This is a genomic window from Acinetobacter sp. 24-47-47 (genome assembly GCF_057737035.1).
The window spans coordinates 1549105-1569545 of sequence record NZ_CM173216.1; the positions used below are offsets into that span (position 1 = coordinate 1549105).

Below are 20441 nucleotides of genomic sequence, written 5' to 3' on the forward strand. Positions count from 1 at the left end.
TACATCCAGTTAAAATAAAGAATGTGAGTAAACACAATATATGTCGCAACATAAGCATCAAAGCTGTCGTTCCTAAATCTTATTGTTCAGTTGTATGGCTATAATATCATCAATCAAATAGTTGAATGTTTTTATCAAAAGCGGTTACTGTAACTTATCTTTTAAATCTTAATTTACAAAGGAAGTTTTCATCATGAAATCTCGTGCAGCGGTGGCATTCGGTCCAGGTCAGCCATTACAAATTGTTGAATTAGATGTTGCTCCACCACAAGCTGGTGAAGTATTGGTGAAAATTACGCATACAGGTGTTTGTCATACAGATGCATTTACACTTTCTGGTGAAGACCCAGAGGGCGTATTCCCTGCGGTACTTGGTCACGAAGGTGCAGGTATTGTGGTTGAAGTTGGTGAAGGCGTGACCAGTGTAAAACCAGGTGATCATGTCATTCCACTTTATACTGCAGAATGTGGCGAATGTTTGTTCTGTAAATCAAATAAAACAAACTTATGTGTCTCTGTACGTGCCACTCAAGGTAAAGGTGTTATGCCTGATGGAACGACTCGATTCTCTTATAACGGCGAACCTATTTACCATTATATGGGGTGTTCAACATTCAGTGAATACACAGTTGTTGCCGAAGTATCGTTAGCAAAAATTAATCCTGAAGCAAACCCTGAACACGTTTGTTTATTGGGTTGTGGCGTGACGACTGGTATTGGTGCGGTTCACAATACTGCAAAAGTACAGGAAGGTGATACTGTTGCTGTGTTCGGTTTAGGTGGTATTGGTTTAGCAGTTGTTCAAGGTGCTAAACAAGCCAAAGCTGGCCGAATTATTGTAGTGGATACTAATCCAGAAAAATTTAAATTGGCTGAGCAGTTTGGTGCTACAGATTTCCTCAATCCTAAGGACTATGATCAACCTATTCAACAAGTCATTGTAGAGATGACTGGCTGGGGTGTTGATCATTCATTTGAGTGTATCGGTAATACAAACGTAATGCGTTCAGCGCTTGAATGTGCACACCGTGGTTGGGGGCAATCTGTCATTATCGGTGTGGCTGGTGCAGGTCAAGAAATCTCAACTCGTCCATTCCAATTAGTGACTGGACGTAAATGGATGGGTACAGCATTTGGTGGTGTAAAAGGTCGTACTCAATTACCAAAAATGGTTGAAGATGCGATGAAGGGTGACATTCAATTAGAACCTTTTGTTACTCATACTATGGGGCTAGAAGACATTAATAAAGCCTTTGACTTAATGCACGAAGGTAAATCAATCCGTACAGTTGTACATTTTTAATTGGGCAATAAAAAACGGGCGATATGCCCGTTTTTTATTTTTAAGCGGTAGCTTTCAAAACTTCTGCAATTGATTCAGCCACATAATCAATATTATTCAAGTTTAATCCTGCTGCACACATACGACCACTACGGACTAAATAAATACCATATTTATCTTTCAGAATATCCACTTGTTCGCCAGTCAAACCTGTATAACTGAACATACCTTGTTGTTTTACTAGATAGCTAAAGTCACGTTCAGGCAGAGCCGCACTCAATTTAGCATTTAACAATTCACGCATTTTAATAATACGTTCACGCATTTCTTGTAATTCAGCTTGCCATTGAGCAGTTAGATCTGCGTTGTTTAACACGTTTTCAACCAACAATGCACCTGTGCTTGCTGGACTAGAATAAATACGGCGTACAGTTGCTTTTAATTGTCCAAGCACTTTTTGAGCAGTAGCTTGATCATCACAGACAAATGTTAAGCCGCCGACACGCTCACCATACAGTGAGAAGATTTTTGAGAATGAATTACTCACAATGAAATTCATACCTGATTTATCTAAAGCACGAATAAGGTATGCATCTTCTTCAAGACCTTTACCGAAACCTTGGTAAGCGATGTCAAGGAATGGAATAAGATCATTCGTCTTAAGTACTTCGATCACTTGATCCCATTCTGCTGGCGTTAAATCTGCACCAGTTGGGTTATGGCAGCAAGGATGAAGCAAAACAATACTTTTTGCTTTTAGTGTTTTTAATTCCTCAAGCATTGCTGGAACGTTAACGCCATTTGTATCAGCATCAAAATAAGGATAGAAATGCGATTGGATACCAGCGCCATTAAAAATTGCGATATGGTTATCCCAAGTTGGCTGACTTACCCAGATATCTGACTCAGGGAAATATTTTTTCAAAAAATCAGCACCAACTTTAAGTGCACCTGAGCCACCAAGTGTTTGAATCGTGACAGCACGACCATCTTTACGCGCTTGACTATCAGGACCTAAAACTAATGCTTGAGTCGCTTCGTTATAAGATTTCAAACCATCCATTGGTAAATAAAGTTTAACTTTATCGTTGCTCGGTTCAATATTTTTGTACGCAGCTTTGACCGCATTTAACTGAGGTACAATACTGTCTTCGTTATAATATAGACCAATACTCAAATTCACTTTTTGAGTACGCTCATCTTTACTATATTCTTCCATAAGTGAAAGAATAGGGTCACCTGCATAAGCATCTACATGATGAAACATGGTCTAAATTTCCTAAAATGTTCAAAGTAAAAAGTTTAATCGGATAATATATATAATTTCCGCACGATCACAAGATCGAATTACAGGACTAATTTTTATAAAACTCAATACTTTTACTTATAACCGATTTTTTTGATTGTCCTTAATTTACTGAATTATATAAATAAAAATTAAACTAACACTAAAATACAAACTCTACTGTTAGAATTTGAATCACATTTTTAAAGCTATTTGAGTATATATATGCGACTAAATGCTGAGATCACCAAATCAAATGCGAATCAATGTCAACCTGCTCTTGTTCTGATTCATGGTCTTTTTGGTAGTTTATCTAACCTCGGCATGCTCGCGAGAGCATTTCAGGAAACGCATGATGTCATCCAAATTGATTTGCGTAATCACGGTTTATCACCTCATTCTAATCAAATGAGTTATCAACTCATGGCGCAAGATGTTGTAGAAACTTTAGATGATATGAATGTGCAACAATTTCACATCATTGGTCATTCGATGGGGGGGAAAGTTGCCATGCACTTAGCAAACCTTGTACCACATCGAGTAGTTAAGTTGATTGTAGTTGATATGGCACCCGTGGCTTATCAAAAATCTCATCATGATCAAATTTTCAAAGCTTTAGAAGAAGTTCAAAAAGCTCAAGTTGTTTCAAGAAAGGAGGCAACCGAGTTGATGCATAAATATATTAATGAAATTGGCGTTATTCAATTTCTGCTCAAATCTTTCCGCAATGGACAGTGGCTATTCAACTTAGATGCACTTAAACAACAATATTTTCAGATTTTGTCATGGGAACGTCTTAATCCACAATCGAATGAAACTTTGTTTTTAAAAGGAGAATTATCCGATTATATTAATCTCGAGCGTGATAACGATCTTATTCGGTTCCAATATCCTAAAGCTAAATTTGTGACGATTGATGGCACTGGACATTGGTTACATGCAGAAAAACCAAGTGAGGTTATCAAAAACATTAAATATTTTTTATAATAAATTAATAATAAGTTTAGATTATTTTTATATTATTCGATACCTACTTAATATAAGTAGGTATTTTTTTTAATTAAAATCGGAATTATTTAATTCTAAGATGTCGAATTATCAAATAAATTTATTATTGTGTCGTATTTCATTATTTTTTATGCATTTTGTCTATTTAATATTCACAAGTGATAAAAATTATGTATCATGCAGAAATGGTATTTGTATTAATTTAATCCATTTAAGTGTTATTATTATCACGTATTTTAAAATTAATGATGATTAATAATCATTATTAACAAAATTTAAATACTGATTAATTAAATTCTAAATTTTTACGCTGATTTTTGTATTCGTCATTTTGATGGGTTGTTATTTTCGAATAGGTGAACTATGAGCATTCTGGATCTGAATAGAGCTGATCATTTACAGTCCAAAGCTGTGCCTTTGCATCTAACACTGTCAGATGACTTTAAATTTGCACTCGATTTACTGCCCAATTTGATTTGGGTCAGTCACACCAACTCAGGTTATTGTAATCTCGCACTTAAACAATATATCGGTGCGGATACGCAAATCTTACGTGACGTAGACTGGCTTAAATTTGTTCATCCTGATGATGCTGAACATCTTTATCAGATTTGGAATGATGCTCAAAAAAACGGTCAGAAATTTGAAAAAGAGTGTCGTATAAAAAATAAATCAGGTGAATATCTTTGGTTCTTAATGCTTGCTGAACCTAAGGTAATTCAATCCAACCAGCAAAATTGGATGATAAGTTGCACAAATATCCATGATCGTACAATCAAAATGCGTGAAACTGCTGAGGCCTTGCGTGCCAATACAGATATGCTCGATGTCAGCGTAGACTGTATAAAAATTATCACACCAGATGGCAAGCTTGAACACATGAACAAATCTGGATGCATGGCATTACTGGGTCAAGAGCGTGTTAAGAAATTTGGAATGGATTGGTTAACGCTGTTACCACCTGAAGTACGTGAACAGGGGGCAAAAGCGATTAAAACAGCAGCTCGAGGGAAGAATGCCCGTTTTGCGGGGATGAGCACACACGGCGATACTGTGATGTATTGGGATAATATTTTAACACCTGTGCATGATGAACAAGGAAATACGACCAGTATTCTCTGTGTATCACGTGATATTACCCGTCAACGTGTTGCCGAAGCTAAACTAAAAATCAGCAGTGAATATGATGATCTGACTGGTCTGATGAATCGTCGTGCCTTCAAAAATAAATTAAAAGCGGCGATTTCACAAGCAAATCGTGAAAAAACACTTATTGGTATGATGTTTATTGATCTCGATCATTTTAAAAACATTAACGATACTTTAGGTCATCCTGCTGGAGATCATCTACTTAAAGTCTTATCTAAACGTCTGCAAAAGAGTTTGGATCGCAAGTGTATTGTTTCACGTTTAGGTGGAGATGAATTTGCAATTATTGTCTCAGGGATGACCTCAGAAGAAGAATTACATCAAACCACACAGAAAGTGCTTAAACAAAATATTGCCCCCATTACTTATGCAGGAAAAGTGATTAATAGTGGGATGAGTATTGGATGTGCCATTTATCCTAAAGATGCTCAAGATGTATTCGGATTGATGAAATGTGCGGATACCGCTCTAAATGATCTTAAAGAAAAAGGTCGTGGTGGGTATCGTATGTATGATGACGAAATGTTTGCACTTGCTGAAAAGAAGATGCAACAACTTGATACTGCTCGCTATATCATACAGGACAATTTAATCGAACCGTATTATCAACCTAAGGTTCGCTTAGATAACTGTCAGCTAATCGGATTTGAGGCTTTGATGCGTTGGCATGATACACAGCAGCAACTTCATTATCCAGCTTCAATCTCAGAAGCGTTTAACGATTATGAGCTGGCCAGTAAAATCAGTGAAATCATGCATCAAAAGATTTTCAGTGACATGGCAGATTGGATGTCTAAGGGCGTTCAACTTGTACCGATCTCAATTAATGCCTCTCCAGTTGAATTCATGCGTGACAATTATGCAGAATTGTTAATTCAACGTTTAGAACGACATCAAATTCCTGCTCATTTAATCGAGGTTGAGATTACAGAACATATTCTGGCTGAGCGTGGAATAGAATTTGTGATTCGAGCACTACAAAAGCTCAAAAATTATGGTCTTCGAATCTCATTGGATGATTTCGGAACCGGTCATTCTTCAATGACGCATTTAAGAGATTATCCTGTCGACTGTCTCAAGATTGATTATGCTTTTGTGAATCGAATGAATGAGGAGAAGTCAATCAATTCAATTGTAGAGGGCATTGCTAAGCTCGGACCTATTCTGTCATTGGATGTGATCGCAGAAGGTGTCGAAACATGCCAACAGCTCTTAAGTCTTCAGGATGTTGGCTGTGCATATGGTCAAGGCTTTTTATTTAGCCAAGCGATTTGTAAGTCTGAGGCTGAGCAACTGATGCTCAAACAAGTATGTGCTATAAAAGATTGGCTTCCTACAGATAAGCAATAAACCATTGATATATTTGAGTTATGATTGATATAACGATATTTTTTATATAAATTGCTTGTCAATCAGTTTATTTATGCGTATTTTACTTTTAAGGGTTATATTTTAGATAATTTGATGAAAACGACACACTTGATTACTAACGCTTATTATTATTTTTGGCAATTTAACATCTAGTTGCCTAGACGTGTTCGGGCAACAAAAATGTTGCCCATCAAGTTTATACCTGATTGGCAACACCAATCAGGTTTTTTTTCATCTCAACAAATATAGGAGCATCTCATGAAAACATTGAATACTTTTTATTTTAGCAACGGTTATTGGTTCTATTTTAGTCAAGAACAAAACCCAGCCAATAGACACCTCACGCTCAAATAAAAGATAGGGCAATTGCTGCCCAAAGGAATTCAAGATGAATGCAATTAATTCTCAGCTTATAACCACGGCTCAACATACTTTAGAAAAAAAATTAAGCTTACCATTAGAACTAAAATCAACTTTACCTGTTAGTCCGATAGTTTCATTTCAAATTCGTCAACATCGCCAAACAATACAAGACATTTTAGCGGGTCATGATCCACGTTTATTGGTCATTACTGGTCCATGTTCGATTCATGATCCTAAAGCAACCCTCGAATACGCACAAAAATTAAAACAACTGCAAGAACAAGTCAAAGATCAGATTTTCATCGTGATGCGTACTTATATTGAAAAACCTCGCACCACTGTAGGATGGAAAGGCTTCTTGTATGATCCAGATTTAAATGGTTCAGCAAATATGCAAAAAGGACTTGAACAGTCTAGATCACTCTTCATTCAAATTGCTGAAATGGGTTTGCCGTTGGCCACAGAAATCTTAAGCCCAATGGCAACAGGATATTTTGATGATTTGATTTCATGGGGCGCGATTGGGGCGAGAACAAGCGAGTCGCAAATTCACCGTGAAATATCTAGCCATATGCCTTATAGCATTGGGTTCAAAAACGGTACAGATGGATCAATCCAAATTGCATTGGATGCGATTCAGTCCGCTTCACAACCGCATCAATTTCTTGGTTTAAGTCAAGATGGTGGTCCAAGCATTTTATCTTCAAAGGGTAATCCGCATGCACATTTGATCTTACGTGGATCGAATCAGGGTACAAATTACCAATTATCTGAAATTAAAAAGATTCAAGAAAACAATAACCATGTACTACCAGCTTTGATTATTGATTGTAGCCATGGAAACAGCGCTAAGAATCCATTGAATCAACCTGCTGTATTAAAGCAAATTGTGAATGAACGACCTCAAACACAAGTCCGTGGCGTCATGCTAGAAAGCTTTTTAGTCGATGGCAATCAGAAAATTTCTGATCACATGACTTACGGTCAATCAGTGACTGATGGATGCTTGGGTTGGTTAAGTACAGAGCAATTGATTTTGAATGTTGCTCAACAACTCTCCTAATATAATTCGTAAAAAAGAACCCATGAAATATGGGTTCTTTTTTTTGCCTTTAAGATTTGAATGTTTGTTTAAAGCATTAAATATTTGATGAAACAGCTGAAATAACCTTATATTTCTATTAGTATTTTAAGTATTTAATATTTATAACTTGGGGAAATTAATGTTCAGTAATGAATTACTTAGCGAAGCTCGGCAATTCATGTTCAGATTGCTTAAAAGCGTTTTTGACCATGAGGGATCAGATTTATTTATTTCAGCTGATTTTCCTCCAAGTATGAAACATCAAGGTTCAATGAAGCCTTTAAGTTCTCAAGCTTTGACTGCAGAAAAAACAAAACTATTCGCTTATAGCTTAATGAATGAAAAACAAAGAGCAGAATTTGAGAGTGAATTAGAATGTAATTTTGCCATTAATGTCCCAGATGTATCGCGCTTTCGCGTGAATGTTTTTCAACAGCAACTTAATGTAGGGATGGTCATTCGTACCATTACCTCTGAAATTCCAAACTTTGAAAAGTTGAAATTACCAGAAACATTGAAAGATGTGGTAATGGAAAAGCGAGGTTTAATTCTAGTGGTTGGTGGCACTGGATCGGGTAAATCTACTTCACTTGCTGCCATGATTGATTACCGTAATGAGAACTCAGCAGGGCACATCATTACTGTAGAAGATCCAGTTGAATACGTGCATAAACATAAAAAATCAATGGTCACTCACCGAGAAGTCGGAGTGGACTGTCACTCATGGCATAATGCGCTTAAAAATACACTTCGTCAGGCACCAGATGTAATTTTAATTGGCGAAATCCGTGATACGGAGACCATGGAGCATGCGATCGCTTTTGCAGAGACTGGTCATCTGTGCTTAGGCACGTTACATTCGAATAATGCCAATCAAACCTTGGATCGAATTATCAACTTTTTCCCTGAAGAACGGCGCAATCAGTTGCTTATGGATCTTTCATCAAATATGAAAGCCATTATTTCTCAACGTTTAGTTCGAACTGAAGATGGTGTCGGACGTAGAGCTGCTGTAGAAGTCATGCTAAATACACCTTTAGTTTCTGATTTGATTTTGAAAGGTAACTTTCATGAGTTGAAAGAAATTATGACCAAGTCGCGAGAACTTGGTATGCAAACATTTGACCAAGCACTATTTGATTTATATAACGAAGGTGCGATCAGTTATGATGAAGCCATTCGTAATGCTGACTCTAAAAATGAATTACGTCTACAGATTAAGCTAAAAAGTACACGCGTCCGAGAGAATGCTGAAACATCTTCACAAACCTTCAGTATGTTTGATGAAGATGCAGAGAGCTAATTAAATAAAAAAGCCTTCATCTGAAGGCTTTTTTTTGGACAAATTTTTAGCTCTCTAGAACGCTTTTACTTTAGTTTGAACAACGAAGCGGTAAAACAGCAAGCTTAATAGCGTCAATATCGCGCATAATATATATGCAATCGAATACTGATAGTGTGTGATCACAATACCTAAAATAAAAGAACCTAATGCGATGCCAATATCGTAAAAGGTGTAAAAAGTTGAACTCGCATGTCCAACACGTTCACGTGCTACAGCTTGAATGGCTTGCGTTTGGAGACATGGCTGAGCAGACCCAAAGCCTATACCAATAAAGACAGCAGATATCAATAATCCGGCAGCAGAATGAATTTGGCTTAGAATGAATAGCCCAATGCTAAAGCTCACAATCGCTGGATAGACAACGTAGGCAGGACCCTTAGAGTCATATAACTTTCCTGTGAAGGGTCTTAGAAGCATCATGGAAATTGCAAAAACAGCAAAGAATAAGCTCGCATAGGTCAATAAATTTTTTGATTCAGCATATGTCGAGATAAAAGACATGATACTTGCATAAGAAAATGAGATGAGCATCGCCATCATCGCAACAGGTAAAGCTTTAATCTCAACAAAATCATGAACACTAATTTTTGTTTTGCGCTTAACAGTTTGAAATTGTGTTTGGATCGGAATCAAAAAGCAGAACAAATAACCAATAAAAACAATTGCAGCTAAAAGTGTAGCCACTGGAATATATCCCCATGGTTGAATGAGAATCAAGCCCAACATGGGTCCTAGTACAATGGCAAGATTGACTGACATGACAAAATAGCCCATGCCTTCACCTTTACGCTGATTTGGAATGAAGTCATTGACGATTGGTATCATGGCAGTGGTCAAAATACTGAACCAAATTCCTTGTAGTAACCGAATGACCAGTAATAGGGTTAGATTATCAGCAAAGATATAAGCGAAAGAGAGCAGTACAAAAAATGACTCAGAGATATAAAGTGCTTTTTTAAGCCCAATCTTCTCGATAATGAGACCGGTAAACGGTCGTATTGCGATCGATGAAGCTAGAAACAAAGTCAGTGCAAGCCCAGCTTGGGTAATATTACCATTTAAATCATTCAGAATATAAATTGGCAATATCGTTGTCTGAGCAAAATAGAAGATGAAAATAAATAAGTTATTAATTAGACACAGAATAAAAGATTTATTCCATAGATGCTCAGCATGTATAGAAGACATAGACAACCTTGAAATATTGAACCATTAAAAGCTTCAATCTGTGCCAAATAAAATTATTTTTGGTTTTGGTCAGCAATGAAGTAGGGAGAGAAGTTGAATTAATTATAATCAAATTACATGAAAATTACAGCAAAAAGTGAGCCATTCATCCGAAAATGTATAAATAAAAAACCAGTCCGTAGACTGGTCATAAATATCACAAACCTGATTCATAATCTGTATTTGAGAGAAGTTGTTCTACATCTGCCAAATTAGATGGTTTAATTTTGTAGATCCAGCCTTTGCCATAGGGATCATCGTTTACAAAATCTGGATCATCTTCTAGATTTTCATTAATTTCTACAACTACACCACTTACAGGAGCATGAATATCAGAAGCTGTTTTCACAGACTCAACTACACCCGCTTGTTCACCAGCAGTCAACTCACGACCTACTTCAGGTGCTTCTACATAGACAAGATCACCCAATGCATCTTGTGCGTGATCTGAGATCCCAGTAACAACGAGATCACCTTCAATACGTACCCATTCGTGTGTGCGAGCATATTTAAGCTCTGAAGGATGATTCATCACGACTCCTCAATTCGATTTGAAAAATTTTCTTGTGTTATACAGTGTTTTATTTAAAAACGAAAGTTCTATAAATATGGATCTTTACGCCAACTGCTTGGACTTCGACCACTCCAACGTTTAAATGCACGACTGAAATTCGCAACATCTGAATAACCGAGTTCATCTGCGATTTGTTCAAGTGAATAGTCAGTACGTGACAGTAGGGAGGTTGCATGACGATATCGAACTTCATCCACTAAGGTTGAAAAAGAAGTTCCTTCTGCAGCCAACTGACGTTTCAGTGTACGATCAGACATATGCAGGCGATCTGCCACATTTTCAATACTTAAATAGTGCTGTTCAGAATGTGTCAAAATATCGCGAACACGCATTGAAATTCGACGGCGTTCTCCAAGCTCTGATAGTTCTGCTTCACACTGATTAATTGCAATTTGACTGGCAATCGGATCTGCGTTAACCATCTTCAAGCCTAAATAACTTTTATCGAAACTGGCAAGAAAATGAGTCTGGTCAAAATGAATAATCGTTTTAGGGTGTAGACGACTGATGTATTTGTCAAAGCCTTCAGGTTTAGGAAAGTCGAAATTAATTTCGCCATACAAATCATTTATGCCTGTCAGTGCTTTTGCCATGGTAATGACACCAAAAGTCAAAGCCATGACAATTTCAGTTCTCAGCGGTTCAAGATCAATATCACATTGTAACTGCAAAGAAACTTGTTCTGTAAATGTCGAAAAATGAAATTGCAGAAAAGGCATACGCAGTTGTATAAACCGGTTGGCTAAAATAAGTGCATCAGTAATCTCATTCGAAGTCATAATGGCATAGCCAATAAAACCATGGATAGAAATCCGCATTTGGTTACCAAGATGATAACCAAGAGAACTTTCACCTGTCATTTTGCGCGCGAGAATAATCATCTCATTCGCTACCTGTAGTGGAATTCTAAATTCAGGATCGGCAAGTTGCTCGTTGGTGAATCCAAAGGGAGCGAATAGCGACTCAGCACTATAACCCCAACGAGAAACAACATCTAAAAGTAAGAGTCCGTAAACACCTGGAATGCCTAAATCTGGGCGAACTGAAACTGTTTTCATGTGCGATCCATTGCTTTACACAATTTTTTTCATAATTTTTTGGTGAAAATAATACTGACATAAATTCCAGATAGAAAATACCAATTTTGTCGGACAAATCTAGTGTGAAACCGATGTTTAAGCCTTAAAAACGACAATTTTTGTGGTTGAAATCAACAAAACATCACCATGCTGATTTTTTGTTTGTGTGACATAACTCACAATTCCACGATCTAGCTTTGTTTTTGAAGGATTGATAGCAACAATTTCAACTTCCACATGCAAACGATCACCTGCACGAGCTGGTTTTGGCCATCTTAAGCTTGACTCTGAACCGATAAGCCCCTTGGCAATTGGAAAACATTCAGTCCAGAGACGCATGGTAATGGCTGAAGTTTGCCAACCACTGGCTGCGATACCTTGAAAAATAGGATGATCTTTAGCAGCCTCTTCATCAGTATGAAAGACTTGAGGGTCATATTTTTGTGCAAATTCTTTAATTTCTTCGAGTGTTAACTCATATTCACGACTTTTAAACTGATCACCCACATTTAAATCATCAAGATAAAGCATCTTCGTCTAATTCCTTGTCTTTCACTTTTTGTTCAACTAAAAATCCACCCGTTTGGCGTTGCCAAAGTTGGGCATAAATTCCATTCTGTTGGATTAGCTCATCGTGAGATCCTTGTTCTACGATGTTTCCTTGATCCAAAACAATTAATCGATCCATTTGAGCAATGGTTGAAAGTCGGTGTGCAATTGCAATTACCGTTTTACCTTCCATCAGGTCATCAAGGCTTGCCTGAATCGCAGCCTCCACTTCTGAATCGAGTGCGCTGGTTGCTTCATCTAAAATCAAAATTGGAGCATCTTTTAGGAATACCCGTGCAATTGCTATACGCTGTCTTTGCCCACCAGATAATTTTACACCACGCTCACCTACATAAGCGTCATATCCTGTCTGACCACGTAGATCTGTAAGCTGTGGAATAAACTCTTCTGCTCGAGCTTTACGGACAGCTTCATACATTTCTTCATCAGTCGCTTCAGGTCGACCATATTTAATATTCTCAGCAACACTTCGATGCAGCAAAGAAGTATCCTGCGTCACGAGAGCAATGTTTTTTCTTAAACTATCTTGGGTGACTTCATCAATCGCTTGGCCATCGATATAAATTTTACCTTGTTGGGTTTGATAAAAATGAAGTAGTAGTTGGATCAGTGTCGATTTTCCAGCACCAGACCGACCGACAATTCCAATTTTTTCACCCGGTTTAATTTCTAAATTCAAGTGATTAATAACATTTTTTTGATTATATGCAAAGCTCACATTATCAAATTTAATCGCACCAGAGTGTACCTCGAGTGGCAGTGCAGCTTCTTTGTCTTGAATTGCTATTGGTTTTGCTAGCGTGGTCATCCCATCTTGGATGGTACCAATATTTTCAAATAAGGCTGAAGTTTGCCACATCATAAAAGAAGCCATACTATTCAGCTTTAAAATCATGGCTGTCGTTGCGGCGATCACACCGATGTTAGCTTCACCAATAAACCAAAGCCAAACTGCTGTACCTAAAACGCCAAAGAATAAAATTGCGGTCAGTAGATTAATGCTAATTTCATAAGCAGTTCCCAGACGCATCTGGGTATACACCGTCTTCATAAAAAGTTGCATAGACTCTTTGGCATATTGGCTTTCACGACCAGCATGTGCAAACAATTTTACTGTTTGTATATTTGTATAAGCATCTGTCACACGACCAGTCATCACCGCGCGTGCATCAGCCTGCTTTTTTGAAATTTTTCCAAGTCGCGGGATAAAGAAGGATGCCGCGCCAATGAATAAAATCAACCATGCCATCAGGGGAATAAGGAGAAGAGGGGAGACGTTTCCTAAAACCACACTGATGGTAATAAAATAAATCACCACATAAGTAACGATATCCCCCAAAATTACCCAAAATTCACGAACTGCAAGTGAAGTTTGCATGACTTTAGCTGACAATCGACCTGCAAAATCATTGTGAAAAAAGTCTAAACCTTGAAGAAGTAATAAGTTGTGAAAACGCCAACGCAAGCGCATTGGAAAGCTACTGAATAAAATCTGATGCCTTATGATTGATTGCAAACTTGCAAAGAAAATATTAGCAAGTAGAAAACCAGACAAAATCAATAAATTTGTTTGGTTATTTTCGAGAAAATTTTCAGGCGTCGATGCGGATAACCAATCAACTAAATGACCAATTTGGGAAAAGAAAATTGCTTCAAATGAAGCTGTTGCTGCAGTAAATAACACCAGCACCAAGAGATAACGCTTAACTCCTGATGCTGCTTGCCAAACAAATGGAAAAAATTTCTTCGGCAAGGGCTGATTTAAATCTTTGGATGGATATGGATCAACGAGTTTTTCAAACCACTGCAGCATACGATCAATCTTAATTCATCTAATCAAAACTCAGTTTACTGTGTCTTGAGGGATCTTGAAATCATTCCCAGAAGGAATCTGGAATATTTTTAATCCAAACTCAGGAAGAATCGCCAAAAGATGATCGAAAATATCGGATTGGATCGCCTCATAAGCCACCCATGCTGTCGTATTTGTAAAAGCATAAATTTCTATAGGCAAACCTTGACCTGTCGGTTGTAATTGACGGACGATTAAGGACTGATTTTGTGCAATACCTGGATGATTTTTTAAATAGTATTCAATATATGCGCGGAATGTTCCCAAATTGGTTAAACGACGTTGGTTATTGACCCCATTATTTGCATATTGCTGATTAAAGTTTTTTAACTCGGTTTGTTTCTCATCTAGGTATTTTTCTAGAATCAGAAATTCTTTGAGCTTGCTGTATTCCATTGCAGATAAGAAGTGAACACTATTTTGATCGATATAGAGTGCACGTTTAATACGACGAACACCTTGCTCTTGCATACCTCGCCAGTTCTTAAAAGTATCTGTCACCAAACGATTGGTCGGAATAGTGGTATAGGTCTTATCAAAGTTTTGTACGGTCACCGTATGTAATGACATATCAATGACATCGCCATCCGCATTTAAGGTTGGCATTTCAATCCAATCACCAATCCGAACCATGTCATATGAAGAGATTTGAACTGAAGCCACTAGAGATAGAATTGTATTTTGGAAAACCAGCATGAGCACTGCTGCCATTGCCCCGAAACCTGCCAAAAGCGTGAAAACATCTTTTTTAAGAAATGTTCCTATGACCATCAGTGCACAAACAACAAAAATAATGAGTTTAACTAACTGTAAATAACCCTTAATTGGCTTATTGTGAGATTTAGGATTACGTTGATAAATAATATTAAAAATGGTGAGAAGCTGACTAATTGCCAAGGCAATGGTTAAGAAAATGAAGGCTTGTGCAAACATCTGAATCAATGTAATGACTTTTTCAGACAGGTGAGGAACCGTCACAATTCCATTCATAATCACCAATGCTGGGACAATGTTTGCAATTCTTCGAATAACGCTATGTTCCGCTAAGACATCACTATAACTAAAACGTAGTTTGCTAATAATTTTGCGAATACCACGGACGACCACTTGTTTAGCAATAAAATTTGCGATAAATGCAATGAGAATAAGAATGCTCAGAGAGGTCAACATCTCTAACCAAGGAAATTGATCTGACCATTCTTGGATTTGAGTTACAAAATTTAATCTGTCCAACTTGATCACCTCTAAATGAATTGGTATTAGCTTAATGGTTTAAGTTATTAAATTTATTAGAGTTAACGTTTATCAAACAGAATAGATTAAATTAATTACTTGAAATAAATTTTATGAACTTCTATTTTAAATAAAATTAATGTGAATTAAGTCACACTATAAAATTTCCTAGATTATCGTCATTACATTTTTAAATTATAAAGCTTATCTTGTAACCAGATTTTTTTTCATTCTCAATCTCACTGTATTCTTAACCTACACGAAAGGTCCTGAAAGAAGCATTATTGAGCTTTTTCATTTTCAGCATTTTGAAAATGAAAAAATAATATGAGAAAATCAATCCATTATTTTTTTGAGCTCCCCCAAATACCATCAATTGAAAAAAAATCGAATTAGAGAATAGAAGGCGAGCGCAGAAAATTGATAGACTCATCTCGTGATGGTTGGAAGCAGCAATATGACTTAAAGCATCTTAATCGTGAATTTATACCTGCTACACCGCAATCTGAATCACACATTAAGCGTAAAAAAAAGCCTAATAAATTAGGCTTTAGAGTAATTTACCACATTAAATCATCTGGAATAACATAAGCTGCATATGGATCTTCCTCATCTGTAATAGCTTCATTTTTCTCAGCATTATTCACAATAATAAATCCTTCGACTTTTTCATTAATCCGCTCAGATAGCGCTCTTGGTAGAACTGCATAACCGGCTTGATCTTTAGCGATGACTAATGTGCCTGCCACGAGTGCATTGTAAACTTGTTGATTAATATAAATTTTCTTGATTTTATTTTCATCAACGAACTGGTAGCTGATTTCACCATCAATATCTTTGATTTTATGTTGACCAATCATTTGCACTACTGCTGCACGTAATGCTTTTTCATCTTGCTGGCGTTTGATTTCAAGATTAAGATTCTGATCTTTTTCTAGTTTTTGCTTTAAATCTTGTTCAATTTTAGCTTTAATCTCAGCTTCGTTGCTTTGACCCGTGCGTTGCTCATGCACAGCTTGTTTAGAAAGTTTTTTAGCCTTTTTTTGATCGACTAAACCAGCTTTGAGCAATTGTGCTTGCAAGGCATTTTTTACCATGAGTAATACCAACTACGATTTTAGAAAATAACAATGACGGAAATATAAAATCCAATAGATCAGGGTCAGTAAAAAACTTAAACCTGCAGGAATTAAAAACGCTTCTAATTGTAAATAAGGATAGCTGAATGCCGCAACAGTACTGCCAATAATAAAACCAAATAAAATCACTAAATGCAAAATAACTTTTCTGGATTCCGTTGTAAGACCTCTTACAAAATATCCAAATGCTAAACCAAGATCGGTTAAGACACCAGAAAGGTGAGTCGTGCGAATAATCGCACCTTTATAATGACTTACCATGGCATTTTGTACACCCATCGCACAACATGCCCATAGCAGTGCATAACGAGGATAATAGGGAATAAATACCCAACAGAGCAGAATAAAAAAAGTCACTAAACTCAATGGTAGACCATATCTGCGTCCGAGTTTAAATTGACTATTCCCCAATATCAGACCGCTAAAACTAGAGCCTAAAACATAACTCAGGATAATAAGAATAAGAAAAATTACAGCTTTGAAATCATGGTCAATAAGACCGATGGCAAGCAAACTTGCATTGCCTGTCATGTGTGAAACTGACTGATGTAATAAAGAAATGAGACCCAAAACGTTGATCATGCCTGCATTTACTGCAAGCATGAAAGCCCCAAATTGTACCCAGTTTGGAAGGAATTGAAATGGCATATCTTTCATTCTAAAAGTTTATGCCATGAATATATTATTTTGAAGGAGCGCGATCAACCGCAGCAGTAAACAATACATCTGTAGATGAGTTGAGGGCTGTTTCAGTTGAATCTTGTAGAACACTGATCACCATACCTATTGCTACGACTTGCATAGCCACATCAGGTGAAATATTGAATAGCCCACAAGCGACAGGAATCAATAACAGTGAACCACCTGCTACACCAGAAGCCCCGCAAGCAGAAACTGTAGCAACAACAGAAAGAACAAGCATCGTGGTAAAGTCAACAGAAATACCAAGTGTATTCACCGCTGCTAATGTTAATACGGTAATCGTTACTGATGCGCCCGCCATATTAATTGCAGCACCCAACGGGATTGCTACACTCGCTGTCGATTCATTCACGCCCAAACGCTTGGCAAGATCCAAGTTCACCGGAATATTTGCTGCTGAACTACGGGTGAAAAATGCGGTGATCCCACTTTCACGTAGACATTGAATAACCAATGGATAAGGATTTGAACGCGTAACAAATGCCACCATAATTGGGTTAATTACAAGTGCAACAAAGAACATAGTACCTAATAGAACAGACAATAATTGTGCATAACTTGCTAAGGTTTTAAGACCTGCATCTGCAAAAGTCACTGCAACAAGTCCAAAAATACCGAAAGGTGCAAAACTGATGACAAGACGAATCACGTGATTCACGGCATTCGCAGCATCCGTCAGACACTGTTTTGTGGTGTCTGTGGCATGACGAAATGCTATACCCAATGCAACAGCCCAACCCAAAATCCCAATAAAGTTTGCTTCACTTAATGCAACGATAGGATTCGCAACAAAACTGAGTAATAAATTTTTAAGAATTTCAGTCAAGCTGCCAGGTGGTTGTAAATCAGCTTGCGCAGCGACATCTAAGAAAAGAGTGCTTGGAAATAAATTACTCACAATGACAGCAGTTAACGCAGATAAAAACATACCTACGGCATACATCATCATAATGGGTTTGATTTTCGCACTGCTGCTATCACCAACTTTAAAGTTTGCAATCGAAGAAAGGACCAAAACAAAAACAAGAATTGGTGCAACAGATTTAAGGGCTTTAATAAATAAATCACCCAGCAAGCTTAATTGTGGTGCAACTTGAGGAAAAAATATAGCCACCAAAACGCCAAGAATAATGGCGATAATGATTTTGGTGACTAAACTCAAACGTGCTAGAGCAGTGAACATAACTGAACCTAATAATGCCGAGTCTGGCTTAAAATCGGATAAATAAGTGGGGTATTCTATACTTAAAAATGATTTTAAATATAAAACTTATTCATAATAAAAATTAAGTGAATCAAATCACTGGATTTTTTTTGATAATTCTTACTTAAAAATATCAAATTCTTATGCAAAAGATGATTTATTTTCGCTGAAATGCGGGTCTAATTCATACACTGCTTGGAAATGAGTGAGGTATATTTTACCTGTCAGATGTTGTATCCAATTGGTTGAATTTAAGCGATCCATAACAGGACCTTTAACTTCGCTTAAGTGTAGTTGAATATTGAGTTTAGATAACTCAGAATTCATTTCTTCAAGAGTCTCTAAAGCTGAATAGTCAATATTACTAATACTGGAACAGTTAATGACAACATGTTGAAGCTCATCATGTTGGCTAACCTCTGAAATAATAAATTCCTTCAGGGTGTTTGCATTGAGAAAACTCAAATTTTCATCAATTCTCACCGAAACAAGCCTTTTACTGGTAATAACCTGGTGCCTTGAAATATTTCTAAAATGCTGCGTGCCTTCAACGAGACCAATCACTGCAATATGTGGACGACTAATTCTCCACAACAGCAACACAAATGTTGAAATAATACCCACCATTAAGCCTGTCGTAATATCTATACACAGCACTCCTAAAAATGTGAGTGCCATTGCTAAACCATCTGCTTTAGAATATTTCCAAGCCGCTATAAAAGGTTTAATTTCAACAAGTTTCCATATCGACACAATGATTGTTGCAGCCAATACTCCTAAAGGTAAATATTCAAATAGGCTTGTAAAATATAGACTGACCACAATAATAAGTAGCGAGGATAAAACCCCAGCCATAGGTGTTTTAGCACCAGCATCAGCATTGACCACTGTACGTGATAAGCTACCAGTGACAGGAAATGCGCCACTGATTCCAGCGCCAAAATTTGCAACACCGAGTGCAACAAGCTCTTGATTACTGTTCAAATTGCTACGTGATTGAAAAGCCGTAGCTTGCGCGATCGAAATAGATTCAACGAAACTCACCATAGCGATCATTACTGCGCCAGGAAGCAATATTTTTACCATGTCCCAAGTCCAGTACGGCATTTGAATCGGGGGTAATCCACTTGGAATTTCACCTACTGTTTTAATTCCATAGGCAGTTAAATCAAAGGACTGAACCAGTAAGATTGAAAATAGCACTAAGCATAATGGTAATGCTTTTTGTATAAATTGCATCATTTTTTGATGATTTGAAAATGCTGGAATTTTAAATAATTGTGGTAAATAAATGAGCGCTAAAATTGAAGCTAAACCCAAAGATAAGCTGGCCAAATCATATAAAGAAATGTATTGAGCCAAACTCGTAAAAAATTCGATTAAATTACTGGATTGCAATGGAATATTAAGAATAAATTTTATTTGACCTAATGCAATTAAGACAGCTGAAGCAATGATAAAACTCTTAATCACAGGATGGCTAATGAGACGAATCAAAAAACCAAATCTAAATAGCCCCAATAAAAATGAAATTATGCCAACCATTACTGCTAGCAAATAGGCAGCTTGAATATAGACTGGTGAACCCACTTCATATAATGGCTGTAATGTAGCAAAAGTCATCATGGAGATTAATGCAACTGGACCAATTGAAAGGGTAGTACTCCCTCCAATCAATGCATAAGCAATCATAGGGATAATACTGGCATATAACCCCATAATTGGAGGTAAGCCTGCAATCATGGCATATGCCATGCCTTGTGGTACAAGCATTGCAAGCACGATCACAGATGCAAGAAAATCAGATTTAAAATCTTGAGTATTGTATTTTTTTAACCATTTCCAAGCTGGGATGATTCGTTCCACAGAATGCTTCGTTAAATCCATACAAATCTCTAAATCACATTTATGTATATATTATGCATAAAAAGTGATAAACAAGCACTGAGTATTGTTGATAAGGATCATCAAGAA

Annotated in this window: 16 protein-coding genes; 5 read left to right on the forward strand and 11 right to left on the reverse strand. The window is 37.0% G+C overall.

Features of this window, described 5'->3' with window-relative positions; genetic code table 11:
• Positions 1 to 193: 193 nt before the first annotated feature.
• Positions 194 to 1303 (forward strand): S-(hydroxymethyl)glutathione dehydrogenase/class III alcohol dehydrogenase, encoded by a 1110-nt coding sequence (locus tag AC1M9E_RS07325; protein WP_092766302.1) that lies wholly within the window; start codon positions 194 to 196, stop codon positions 1301 to 1303.
• A gap of 40 nt (positions 1304 to 1343) precedes the next feature.
• On the opposite strand, the gene AC1M9E_RS07330 is transcribed toward AC1M9E_RS07325, so the two are convergent.
• Positions 1344 to 2549, reverse strand: coding sequence for an amino acid aminotransferase (locus tag AC1M9E_RS07330; RefSeq protein WP_035267772.1), 1206 nt, complete (start codon positions 2547 to 2549; stop codon positions 1344 to 1346).
• 243 nt (positions 2550 to 2792) lie between these two features.
• On the opposite strand from AC1M9E_RS07330, the gene AC1M9E_RS07335 reads away from it, so the two are divergent.
• The 4 genes from AC1M9E_RS07335 (at position 2793) to AC1M9E_RS07350 (ending at position 8845) form a co-directional block, all read left to right on the forward strand.
• On the forward strand, positions 2793 to 3554 hold the full coding sequence (locus AC1M9E_RS07335) for an alpha/beta fold hydrolase (protein ID WP_488224638.1): 762 nt from the start codon (positions 2793 to 2795) through the stop codon (positions 3552 to 3554).
• 384 nt (positions 3555 to 3938) lie between these two features.
• Entirely contained in the window at positions 3939 to 6074 is a 2136-nt protein-coding gene (locus AC1M9E_RS07340; protein WP_180027846.1) for a sensor domain-containing protein, read from the forward strand.
• Between the two features lie 409 nt (positions 6075 to 6483).
• Positions 6484 to 7521, forward strand: coding sequence for a 3-deoxy-7-phosphoheptulonate synthase (locus AC1M9E_RS07345; protein WP_488224639.1), 1038 nt, complete (start codon positions 6484 to 6486; stop codon positions 7519 to 7521).
• 160 nt (positions 7522 to 7681) lie between these two features.
• Positions 7682 to 8845: a PilT/PilU family type 4a pilus ATPase gene (locus AC1M9E_RS07350; protein WP_179997983.1), complete on the forward strand. Its 1164-nt coding sequence runs from the start codon at positions 7682 to 7684 to the stop codon at positions 8843 to 8845.
• A gap of 54 nt (positions 8846 to 8899) precedes the next feature.
• Here AC1M9E_RS07350 and AC1M9E_RS07355 read toward each other — a convergent pair whose 3' ends face one another.
• From AC1M9E_RS07355 to AC1M9E_RS07400, 10 genes are all read right to left on the reverse strand, one after another.
• Positions 8900 to 10075, reverse strand: a complete 1176-nt coding sequence (locus tag AC1M9E_RS07355; RefSeq protein WP_481597092.1) for an MFS transporter — start codon at positions 10073 to 10075, stop codon at positions 8900 to 8902.
• 196 nt (positions 10076 to 10271) lie between these two features.
• A complete protein-coding gene (gene gcvH / locus AC1M9E_RS07360) occupies positions 10272 to 10646 on the reverse strand; it encodes a glycine cleavage system protein GcvH (protein ID WP_035267502.1) in 375 nt (124 codons plus the stop codon).
• A 68-nt stretch (positions 10647 to 10714) separates the two neighbouring features.
• Complete coding sequence (locus tag AC1M9E_RS07365) at positions 10715 to 11746, reverse strand: AraC family transcriptional regulator (protein ID WP_035267503.1); 1032 nt, start codon at positions 11744 to 11746, stop codon at positions 10715 to 10717.
• A gap of 117 nt (positions 11747 to 11863) precedes the next feature.
• Complete coding sequence (locus tag AC1M9E_RS07370; protein ID WP_481607333.1) at positions 11864 to 12298, reverse strand: MaoC family dehydratase; 435 nt, start codon at positions 12296 to 12298, stop codon at positions 11864 to 11866.
• The gene (locus tag AC1M9E_RS07375) at positions 12285 to 14150 is read right to left on the reverse strand and encodes an ABC transporter ATP-binding protein (RefSeq protein WP_481607332.1); all 1866 of its coding nucleotides are present in this window, start codon (positions 14148 to 14150) and stop codon (positions 12285 to 12287) included. Before AC1M9E_RS07375 ends, AC1M9E_RS07370 begins: the two co-directional genes overlap by 14 nt.
• Before the next feature lie 30 nt (positions 14151 to 14180).
• A complete protein-coding gene (locus AC1M9E_RS07380) occupies positions 14181 to 15422 on the reverse strand; it encodes a mechanosensitive ion channel family protein (protein WP_481607331.1) in 1242 nt (413 codons plus the stop codon).
• A 560-nt stretch (positions 15423 to 15982) separates the two neighbouring features.
• A complete protein-coding gene (locus tag AC1M9E_RS07385; RefSeq protein ID WP_481595267.1) occupies positions 15983 to 16519 on the reverse strand; it encodes a DUF2058 domain-containing protein in 537 nt (178 codons plus the stop codon).
• A 12-nt stretch (positions 16520 to 16531) separates the two neighbouring features.
• On the reverse strand, positions 16532 to 17209 hold the full coding sequence (locus AC1M9E_RS07390; protein ID WP_488224640.1) for a YoaK family protein: 678 nt from the start codon (positions 17207 to 17209) through the stop codon (positions 16532 to 16534).
• Between the two features lie 34 nt (positions 17210 to 17243).
• Positions 17244 to 18446 carry a serine/threonine transporter SstT gene (gene sstT, locus AC1M9E_RS07395; protein ID WP_481590040.1) on the reverse strand — a complete coding sequence of 401 codons (1203 nt, stop codon included), beginning with the start codon at positions 18444 to 18446 and terminating at the stop codon, positions 17244 to 17246.
• A 162-nt stretch (positions 18447 to 18608) separates the two neighbouring features.
• Positions 18609 to 20354 carry a SulP family inorganic anion transporter gene (locus AC1M9E_RS07400; RefSeq protein WP_481607328.1) on the reverse strand — a complete coding sequence of 582 codons (1746 nt, stop codon included), beginning with the start codon at positions 20352 to 20354 and terminating at the stop codon, positions 18609 to 18611.
• Between the last annotated feature and the right edge of the window lie 87 nt (positions 20355 to 20441).